Genomic DNA, 5,580 nt, shown 5'->3' on the forward strand with positions numbered 1-5,580 from the left:
TCAAAAAGAAGCATTAGAATACTTAATCAAAATAGGAGAAGAAAAAGAACCAATAGTGGATTTACCACAAGGAACATATTCAAGAGTTAATTTAACAAGAATTACAGCACCAGTAGCAAATACACTTACAGTATCAACACTTACAGGATTAGTTGATTATATAAAAGGTAATGTAGACAATTTAAAAGGTGAACTATTAATACAAATAGATTCATATAAAAGAGTTAGATTATTTAGTCCATTAAATGAAGATAAAGATAGAGAATTATATATAGAAGCAAAAGCTATATTACCTGACAATGTACGTTATGACCAATTTTTATCAACTGAAATGTTTAATATTATGCTGCAAAGTAGTTTTGTAGATGTAGGAGATAAAAAAGTTTTATTAAAATATACTGGATTAGTTAAAGATGAAGCAGTTAAAGAATTAGGTGATGATGGAATTAAACAACAAGTAACTATAAAAACTGGTGTAGCAAGTGTAAATCAAGCAGAAGTTCCAAACCCTGTACAATTAGCACCTTTTAGAACATTTGTTGAGGTAGAACAACCAATAAGTAAATTTATATTTAGAATGAAAAATGGTCCATCTGCTGCAATATATGAAGCAGACGGAGGAGCTTGGAGAAATGAAGCTATTAAAAATATAAAAGATTACTTACAAAAAGAATTAAAAGGATTTCCAAGTATTAAAATAATAGCTTAATAAAAAATAGAAAGAAGGCTGAAAAATGGATTGCATATGTGTTGAATATGGGAGTACATTTCCCAAACTAACAAAAGATTTATTAGAAAATGAAGCAGATGTTTATCATGGAGCATTAATTGCATTAAGAGTAAAAGAACTTACTAAACATAGTGCTGGATTTAAAAAGATAAGTAAAATTACAAATGACGGAAGTAAAATAAAGTTTGTAATAATTCATACAAAAGAAGAAGCATTAGAAGCAATAGAATCATTAAATGAAGATATAAAAAAATATAATGAAAAATTTGGTAAGGAAGTAAGTACAGTTAGTTTAATAGAAGATTAAATAATAGCTAAATAAATTCATATGAGAGTATAGTTATAAAATCGTATTCTCATATGAAAATCAATTGATAAAGGAGTAGGAATATGAAGAAATTATATAAATTTTACTGGGATTGTGGAAGACAAGGAGAAGTTGAAGGGGTTTTTATTGCAGATGAAACAGAATTAGAAAATGCAATAGGTGAAAACATCTATTTTGGAGAAATTTTAGGAAAACATAGTGAAGTTTATGGAGTATTAGAAAAAGAAGATATTGAAGAAATAAAAGTATCTAAAAATACATTGGAAGAACTAGAGAAGATATTAGGAAATAGTATAAGTGGATATAATCCGTTAGGCTATGTTAGATATGAATGTAATAGATGTGGAGATGAAGTAAGTATAGAAGATTGTGAATTATATTTAGATAATGAAGAGAATATAGTGTGCGAATACTGTATTAAAGATGAAGAAAAAAATATATTTAAAAAATTATAAATAATAATAAATATATAGATTAAATTAGGGGGTGATTTAATGTTCAAGGTTTTAGGAAGTGGAAGTAAAGGAAATTGTTACTTAATAGAAACAAGTAAAGAAATTTTAATTTTAGAAGCAGGATTAAAGTGGAAAGATATAGTTTTTGGATTAGATTTTGATTTAAGTAAAGTAGTTGGATGCTTAATAAGCCATGAACATCTTTGACTGGACCATTGCAGAGATGTAAAGCACATATTGAATAATGGAATTAATATTTATGCTAATAAAAGCGTTCTTAAAGCAAATAAAATCGAAGATAGAAGACGAGCAAATGAAATATATAATCTTAATACATTTCAAATAGGAAACTTTAAAATTAAGCCTTTTGATTGCCAACATACAAATAATAATGAAACTGAATGTGAAAATTTTGGATTTATTATTGAACATAAAGAAATAGGGAAAATGATATTTGCTACAGATACTTATTATCTTAAATATAAATTTAAAGATATAGATCATGTTTTAATCGAATGTAATTATTCTGAAAAAGATATACAAAATATTGAACCATATAGAGCTAGAATTTTTAAAAGTCATATGTCATTAGAAACTTTAAAAGAAACATTAAAGGCGTGGGATTTAAAGAAAACAAAGGATATTACATTAATTCATTTAAGTGAAAATAATGCAGATGAAAACTATATAAAAGAAGAAGTAGAGAAATTAACTGGAATACCAGTTTACATAGCAAAGAAAGGACTGGTTATAGATGGCTAATGTTTTAGAAACTAATACTATGTTCAAAAATCAAATGAACATGAACAGACAGCAACGTAAATGGATAAATAAACTTAAAAGTGATGAAATTCAAATTATAGAAAGATATACAACTGATAAAGCAAATAAGATAGCGAATGAATATATTTTTAGTGAATTAGCTAATTTTAGAATCGCTATATTAGCAGCTATTTATTTAAAGTTTGGAGATACAGTAACCACTAATGATTTACAAGAAATTTTAATGATGGCTAATGAGCTATCTTATAGAGATGATTATTTAAGAAATTTGGGGGCAGATTGGATGAAAAAGATAGATGAAGCTAGAGAGCTTATGAAAGAAGAAATGAAAAAACTTTGGGAAAATGAAAATATAAAAACTCAAAACAAAATGCTACATGCTATAAAAATGGATAGTAGATTTAGTCAAATAGGAAATAAAGATATTGTTGTAGTATTTAAGGAATTTAAAGATGAAATGTCAGGAATAAAAATAAAAGGACTAGAAGAAAAGAAAAGTGAAGTTAGTAAAGCGTTAGATTATATTTTTAAAGAAGAAATAGATAATATAAAAGTTCAAAAACTAGAAAATGAACAAAAGAAAGTAATAACAATAGACAGTGTTCAAGAATTGAAAATGAACAATGAAGGAGAGAAAAAAATGAGAAAAAGTGAAGAGTTAAAGAAAGAATTTGTAGGATTAGCAGAAGAAAAAGAAAAGATTGAAAAAGAGAAAGAACTGTTAGAAAAAGAACTTAAAAAGCTTAGTGAAGAACATAGCAAAGTTCATGTTAAAGAAGATAAATTAGGACAAGCTATAGAAATTTTAGAAAGTATAGGTATGTAAGATGAATAAAGTAATTTTAATAGGACGTTTAGGGAAAAACCCTGAGTTAAAATTTGCTGCAGGTACAGGAAAAGGGGTTACAAAATTTTCGGTTGCTGTTACAAGACAATTTAAGAGAGATGAAGTAGATTTTATAAATTGTGTAGCATTTGGTAAACAAGCAGAAACAATAGCACAGTATTTTCAACAGGGAAGTCAAATAGCATTAACAGGGCATATTCAAACTGGAAGTTATAATGCAAAAGACGGTTCAAAGAGATATACAACAGATATATTTATAGAAAGCTTTGAATTTGTAGGTGATAAAAAAAATAATCAAGGAAATGCAAATACCACGTTTAATGATAATAGTTTTGATGGTGATATGACTCCAGTTTCAAATGATGATATGCCATTTTAGAAAATAAAATATGGACTATTCTTTATTTTAGGATAGTTCATATAATTTTGAAAAATAGAGGAGAGGGCAATGAAGAAAATAAAAAATACATTGGATATTCAGGAGTTTATAATTTACTTTTATTATGAAACATGGAAAGGTCATTTAAGAGAACAAGAAAGAAGTATAAAAGCTTTAAGTAAGGAAAATGCAAAAGAAGTATTTAAAGCTTGGAGCAAAAATCAAAGAGCTATAGTTAATGCAAAAATTCTAACTATAGAGAAAACTAAAAATATTTATAGTATTGAACTATAAAGAATTAACAAAACACTTAATCCTGGTGTACCAGGTTGCATAGATAATAATTGATTAGCCATTAATTATTTTTGAAAAAAGACATTGGTTAAAGCGTAAAATCCACCATGCCTATAATGCGAAAGCTAGGCAAAGAAACACTCTTAATAAAGACAAGCCTTAAATACGATTTCCTTACAAATTGGCAATATGCAGTTTGTAAGGTGAGGATTTTGTTAATTGAAAAAACACTTTTAGGAGAAATAAATAAAGAAGAAAATTCTATAAAAATAATAAAAGAATTTCAAAATAGAAGAAAAGAAAATGAAAATATATGTGCATTTAGTGGTGGGAAAGACAGTATTGTTTTAAAGCATTTAATGTATAGAGCAAATATAGATTTTAAACCAATATATAGTCCACCAAGTGTAGATCAACCAGATATAATTAAATATATAAAGAAATTTCATAAAGATGTTGCCTGGCAACCTTATAAAAAAGATAAAGAAGGAAATGAAATAACAATGTGGACATTAATTCCTAAAAAGCTTATGCCACCTAGCCGTCTTGTAAGATATTGTTGTGATGTAATGAAAGAACGTACAGGAAATGAAGGAGATACAGTTTTTCTTGGAGTAAGATGGGCTGAAAGTTCTAAAAGAAGAAAATTACCAATGGTGGGATTTTGGAAAGGAAAAGTTGTTGTAAGACCTTTGATTGACTGGACAGATGAAGAAATTTGGGAATATATACGTAAATATAAATTACCTTATTGCGAACTTTATGATAGAGGATTTAAAAGATTAGGTTGTATTGGATGTCCTTTAAGTTCAAATCAAGTTAAGGAATTAGATTTATATCCAGTGTATAAAAATAATTATATAAAAACATTCGACAAAATGATTATAGAAAGACATAAAAAAAATAAGAAATGTGAATGGAAAACAGGTAAAGAAGTAATGAACTGGTGGATAGGTGAAACAATAAAACAAAAAAACATTGAAGGACAATGTAGTTTTTTTGAATGATTTAGGGAGGGATAATAATGAAATGGACTAATGAAGAAATAGAATTTTTAAAAAAGAATTATAGAAAATTAGAAAGTAAAGAAATAGCAAAAAAATTAAATAGAACTGAAAAGTCAGTACAATCTAAATTATATGAATTAAAGTTAAATAAAAAGAAATTTTCAGAAGAAGAAATAAAATTTATTGAGGATAATATAGAGCGTTCAGATGAATATTTAGCTAAAAAATTAAACAGAGATAAAATAAGTATCCATAGAAAAGTTTTAAGATTAAAGCTAGAAAGAACTAATATAGTGAATGCTTCAGAAGTGGCTAGAATTTTAAAAGTTGATACTAAAACAATAACAAGATGGAAAGAAAAAGGATTAACAATGACAAAAAATAATCCTAAAAAAATAAATTCACCATTAAAAATTAGAATAAATAGTTTGCTAATATTTTTAGGAAAAAATCAAGATATTTGGGATTCAAGCAAACTAGATTTATATGGGTTAGGGATAGAACCAAAATGGCTTATAGAAAAAAGAAAAAAAGATTTAAAGAAAATTGGTTATAGATGCTGGAGCAAGATAGATGATTCAAGAATGATAATGCTAAGAAATAGAGGGGTGAGTTGTAAAGAAGTAGCTAGAGAATTAAATAGAACTGAAAATGCAATAAGTAAAAGATACGCCAAATTATACAATGAAAGAAAAAGAGGTGAAGTTAATGCAATATAAATTTAATAAAAAAGAGTTGGATAATATACTAAAAAACT

10 protein-coding genes are annotated in these 5,580 nt (G+C 26.5%); all 10 read left to right on the forward strand.

The genetic code is table 11. From position 1 onward, the window contains the following. A partial coding sequence (locus tag Q0W06_RS19110) for a hypothetical protein (protein ID WP_297639639.1) occupies positions 1–709 on the forward strand: 709 nt, incomplete at its 5' end. 25 nt (positions 710–734) lie between these two features. After that, positions 735–1,037, forward strand: coding sequence for a hypothetical protein (locus tag Q0W06_RS19115; RefSeq protein ID WP_297639641.1), 303 nt, complete (start codon positions 735–737; stop codon positions 1,035–1,037). Between the two features lie 83 nt (positions 1,038–1,120). Then, a complete protein-coding gene (locus Q0W06_RS19120; RefSeq protein ID WP_297639644.1) occupies positions 1,121–1,513 on the forward strand; it encodes a hypothetical protein in 393 nt (130 codons plus the stop codon). A gap of 39 nt (positions 1,514–1,552) precedes the next feature. After that, a complete protein-coding gene (locus tag Q0W06_RS19700; protein WP_366516803.1) occupies positions 1,553–1,720 on the forward strand; it encodes a hypothetical protein in 168 nt (55 codons plus the stop codon). 30 nt (positions 1,721–1,750) lie between these two features. Continuing rightward, complete coding sequence (locus Q0W06_RS19125) at positions 1,751–2,275, forward strand: MBL fold metallo-hydrolase (RefSeq protein ID WP_366516804.1); 525 nt, start codon at positions 1,751–1,753, stop codon at positions 2,273–2,275. Next, entirely contained in the window at positions 2,268–3,122 is an 855-nt protein-coding gene (locus Q0W06_RS19130) for a hypothetical protein (RefSeq protein WP_297639647.1), read from the forward strand. Before Q0W06_RS19125 ends, Q0W06_RS19130 begins: the two co-directional genes overlap by 8 nt. Before the next feature lies 1 nt (position 3,123). Further along, positions 3,124–3,522, forward strand: coding sequence for a single-stranded DNA-binding protein (locus Q0W06_RS19135; RefSeq protein WP_297639650.1), 399 nt, complete (start codon positions 3,124–3,126; stop codon positions 3,520–3,522). Between the two features lie 69 nt (positions 3,523–3,591). Further along, on the forward strand, positions 3,592–3,816 hold the full coding sequence (locus tag Q0W06_RS19140) for a hypothetical protein (RefSeq protein WP_297639653.1): 225 nt from the start codon (positions 3,592–3,594) through the stop codon (positions 3,814–3,816). Positions 3,817–4,028: 212 nt separating this feature from the next. Next, positions 4,029–4,823 carry a phosphoadenosine phosphosulfate reductase family protein gene (locus tag Q0W06_RS19145; protein WP_297639656.1) on the forward strand — a complete coding sequence of 265 codons (795 nt, stop codon included), beginning with the start codon at positions 4,029–4,031 and terminating at the stop codon, positions 4,821–4,823. A 17-nt stretch (positions 4,824–4,840) separates the two neighbouring features. Continuing rightward, positions 4,841–5,542 carry a hypothetical protein gene (locus Q0W06_RS19150; RefSeq protein ID WP_297639659.1) on the forward strand — a complete coding sequence of 234 codons (702 nt, stop codon included), beginning with the start codon at positions 4,841–4,843 and terminating at the stop codon, positions 5,540–5,542. Positions 5,543–5,580: the final 38 nt, after the last annotated feature.

Source organism: uncultured Clostridium sp. (assembly GCF_947072515.1).
Taxonomy (GTDB): Bacteria; Bacillota; Clostridia; order Clostridiales; family Clostridiaceae; genus Clostridium.